At 50.7% G+C, this 3,909-nt stretch carries 4 protein-coding genes; 2 read left to right on the forward strand and 2 right to left on the reverse strand.

Annotation, left to right across the window (positions count from 1 at the left end; all coding sequences use genetic code 11):
- Positions 1 to 677 (reverse strand): sugar phosphate isomerase/epimerase (locus PHP98_11860; protein MDD5484323.1); only part of this gene is annotated, 677 nt, incomplete at its 3' end.
- A 272-nt stretch (positions 678 to 949) separates the two neighbouring features.
- Between PHP98_11860 and PHP98_11865 the strand changes: the two genes are divergently transcribed.
- Positions 950 to 1,681 carry a DUF4143 domain-containing protein gene (locus PHP98_11865; GenBank protein ID MDD5484324.1) on the forward strand — a complete coding sequence of 244 codons (732 nt, stop codon included), beginning with the start codon at positions 950 to 952 and terminating at the stop codon, positions 1,679 to 1,681.
- Positions 1,674 to 2,606, forward strand: coding sequence for an AraC family transcriptional regulator (locus PHP98_11870; protein MDD5484325.1), 933 nt, complete (start codon positions 1,674 to 1,676; stop codon positions 2,604 to 2,606). Before PHP98_11865 ends, PHP98_11870 begins: the two co-directional genes overlap by 8 nt.
- 253 nt (positions 2,607 to 2,859) lie before the next feature.
- Here the strand turns inward: PHP98_11870 and PHP98_11875 are convergent.
- The coding region (locus PHP98_11875) for an acyltransferase domain-containing protein (GenBank protein MDD5484326.1) at positions 2,860 to 3,909 on the reverse strand (1,050 nt) is incomplete at its 5' end.

The following is a 3,909-nucleotide window of genomic DNA, read 5'->3' on the forward strand; positions in this document are numbered from 1 at the left end:
CCTTCATACTCAAGAATCGCGGCGCCGTTATAATTGATCTTTTTCAGAACCGCGAACAATCCCGGCAAATCGAGATTGCCGGAGCCGACCACAACATCCTCCGGTTTGCGGGCGCCGTTAAAAACGAAATCCTTCAAATGCAAACCGTAAAGCCGGTCCGCAAACATTTCCGCCATTTTTACAGGGTCTTCGCCGGCATCCAATGCCCAGGCCGTGTCAAGGGTAAGTCCCACCCGCGGGCCGGTATTTTCAAACACGGTCTTCAAGACCCCGGCCGACCCAAGCCAATGACGGCCGCCGTGGTTGTGAATGCCCATATTGACGCCGTATTTATCAGCGAGCCTTTCCGCCGACCGGAATGCGTCGCGCCCGAATGAAAAAGGAAAACTGACGCTCATCAGCCTTGCCCCGGCCATTTTGGCAAACTTAAAGAATTTTTCCTCGATTTCCGGCTTGTTGTTCATGCTCTGGACCCCGATGCTTATGATTTTAACGCCGGCCTTTGCGTAAATCCCGATCACTTTGTCAAAAATCTTTTCGTCGGTAAAATCGGCATGCACGGCGCAAAGCTCAAGACTTGACACACCCACGCCTTTGACTTTTTCGGCAACTTCCTCGTTCTTCTTAAAATTCCTGAAACAGTAACTTTGCACGGCCAAATCTTTTGCAATGTTCATGATTGTTTCCTTTACAATAAATGATAAATTTATTTTGCTGGAGGACAATATAACAGACTGGGCATGATTTTGTCTTTAGCTGGAATTGCCATTATTTGTCCAAAATTGCCTTTTTCTGCCAATGTGCCGCTGAAAAGGCCAAGTATTACCGACGGGTGATACGAAAGTAAAAGGCAAAATTGTATAGACAGCCAGCATTTTTGCCGTTATTCTGCTGGTTGTGTTTACACGACTATTTATATTGCCGGAACATTCGTTTTTCCTGTTAGATCTTGCGTTTAGGGTTGCTTCCCAAAATTCAGGCCGAGCCCGATTTTGCCATTGAGTCACTTGAGGCCTACGCGGCCAATTATATCCGCGAGGAGATTCAACAGGAAGCTCTTGTGCGGAGTCTTGATTCTTTTGCGCGTTTTCTGGAAGTGGCGGCGCTAATGAACGGCCAGATTGTTAATGTGGCGGGATTGGCGCGCGATGCCGCCGTCGCGCGCCCAACGGTACAAGGATATTTCGGCGTGTTAGCGGATACGCTGATCGGCATCTGGCTTCCGGCCTGGCGAAAAAAGGCAAAGGTCAAAGAAGTTACCAGCCCAAAGTTTTATCTTTTCGACCCCGGCGTCGTGCGAACGTTGGCGGGACGGCTGCGCGAACCGCTTGACAGCTTCGAACGCGGATTTTTACTCGAGACCTGGATTTTACATGAACTCAGGGCAGCCATGGCAGGACTCAACGTCGGCGGTCAGCTTTACTACTGGCGGACGCCCAGCGGCAGTGAAATCGATTTTATCTGGACGCGGTCCGGCCGGACCGTGGGGTTTGAGGTCAAAGCGGCTACTCGCTGGAAAAGCGAATACGGCGTTGCGCTTAAATCCTTGATTACCGATGGACAGATCCGCTCCGGCTATGGCGTCTATACCGGAGAAGTTGAGCTTAAAGACGGCGTTCTGCGCGTCCTGCCGCTGAAAAAATTCTTCAAGGAATTGGCAGGAGGCGGTATTTTTGAATAAAAACCCAATGAAGGCCGACTTGAACAGTTTGTCTCCTTACGTGCGCTACGTGCGGATCAACACCAGCCATGGCCTTTCCCAGGCCTACATTGACCCGGAATTCGTCTTCACCCATATTTTTGAGGGCTACGGCCATTTTCTGCTGGAAGGCAGACAATATTCCGTCAGACGCGGCGACACAATCCTGATGCCGCCTTACATGCTGCACATAATCCGCGCGCCGGCCGGAGTTTCAATCGTCCAATATATCGCCCACTTTGACTGTCTTTACAACCCGTTGCGCGGTAAAAAGGTCCGCCTTGAGAAAAAAATGACGCTTAAAAAATCCCTTAGAACGGCCGGCAAAGCCGAACGTTTTTTCGCGTCCATGCCGTTGCTCATAACAATGCGCCCTGAAGATCAAAAAACACTGGAAAGGCTTTTCCTGCGGCTTAAGAGCGAATTTGACCGCCGTCCCTGCGCCTTTGAGCTGACCACAAAAGCCATGATGCTTGAAATTCTATCGCTTTATCTGCGCAATTCCGGCAACCCGGCGCAGGTGGAAAATGCCCAGATGAAAGGCTGGCGCAACCTTGAAAAAGCGATCGTTTTTATTCAAAACAACCTGCAGCATCCGCTGACGCTGGGGGATATCAGCCGGGCGGCGGGATTGTCATCGCATTACTGCTGCCGGCTTTTTAAAAATTACACGCGCACCACCATCCATCATTATCTCAATATCGCGCGGATACAAAAGGCAAAGATACTGATTGACAATGCGAAGTTGAATTTTTCACAGATCGCGGACGAGATCGGCTTTTCCAGCGTTCACCTGTTCAGCCGCGTATTCAAAAAAACAGAGGGGATGCCGCCTGGGGATTACGCCAAATTAATCTGCGCCGGACATCATCCATTTCAGGGAAAAACGGGGGCAGGCTGCAGGTAGTGTTGCCTAAAAGCCCATGAATGAACTTCTCCTAAGGCGGCAGCGCCGCCATCCAAAACTTTCCCGGCTGGCGATCCGCCGGTCTTATTTAAACTTCTACGCAAAAGTGTATCATGTTTAAATGGAACGGTCCAAAGCGGGCTCTGCCCGCAGGGCCGCCATCTAAAATAAACGGCCGACGGTCCGTTGTTGATGCGGCGAACCTATCCGCAAAACTTTCATATGGGGATTTTACCCCGAAGATTGGACAGGTTCAGGCAAGACTCTTATAATCGCGCTCATTTTTGCGATAAGTTTGTTCGCCCCATTGCAGGTCTTCAGCAAATAATATGCCGCCGCCGCTTCTCCAGCGGCCGCCGTTTTTAATGTGCTTGATGACAGCGCGTTGCAGCGAAGTGTTTTGCGGCGCCCGGGCGACATCGTCAATTTGTTGACCGAAAACACGCTCAAAGGTCTGTTGTTCGTCGGCGTTTGGAATGGGGTGCAGATAAAATTCAGCGAGAAAACGAACGATGTTCGCCGTCGGCGGCAGATGCCGTTCAAATTGTCCGTCCAGCAGCCACGAGGCGCAGGTAAGCGCCTTGAATTTATATTCCGGAAAATATTTCGGCCAGAAGGCTGCCATTTGCCGGAATGACTCGCCGCATTCCGCATGCGCCAGCGCGCCCGTGGCCGGGATATGAATCGTCAACACGGGATCATCCTTTTTAAGAATTTCATGCCATTCCGAAACCGGCAGTGTTATCCGGAATGGCAAGGCCTCGCCGCGCGGCGATACGGGGTGTCCGCCGATATAACCGCCATTGGTTGCGAATTTTGCCGTCCATTTGTCTTCCGGATCAAATTCGTTGTTAGCGCCGTCAAATTGGCCGTCCCGGCGGAAAATCATGTTTTCTCCGGCCAGCATCATAACCCTTTGATCCGCATAATTTCTGAAAACATGAAAATCATAAGGGAAAATGCCCGGCAGGAACTGCAGCCGGCCAAGCTTAAAGAGCTTGCCGCGGAAATGATGTATCAGCCATGTCTTTTCTTTGAATCCCCACGCGCCATATTTTTTGCGATATTCATATATCCAGAGCTGCAAATCGGAAAGCGTATCCAGCGTTATTGCCTCCGGAATGCCGAGTTTCTGATGAATATCCAGGACATGTTTCAGGCCGGAAAGGAAAACAACGGCATAAAACATATCCGCGGCTTTTCCCTTCTGCCCGGGCAGCATGGGCCATAATCCGATATTTCCCGTTTGTTCCTCCGTGCCGTGAAATGCCAGAAAATGGCAATGCCAGGCCAATCGTTGCAG

The organism is Kiritimatiellia bacterium (assembly GCA_028715905.1).
Taxonomy (GTDB): domain Bacteria; phylum Verrucomicrobiota; class Kiritimatiellia; order JAAZAB01; family JAAZAB01; genus JAQUQV01.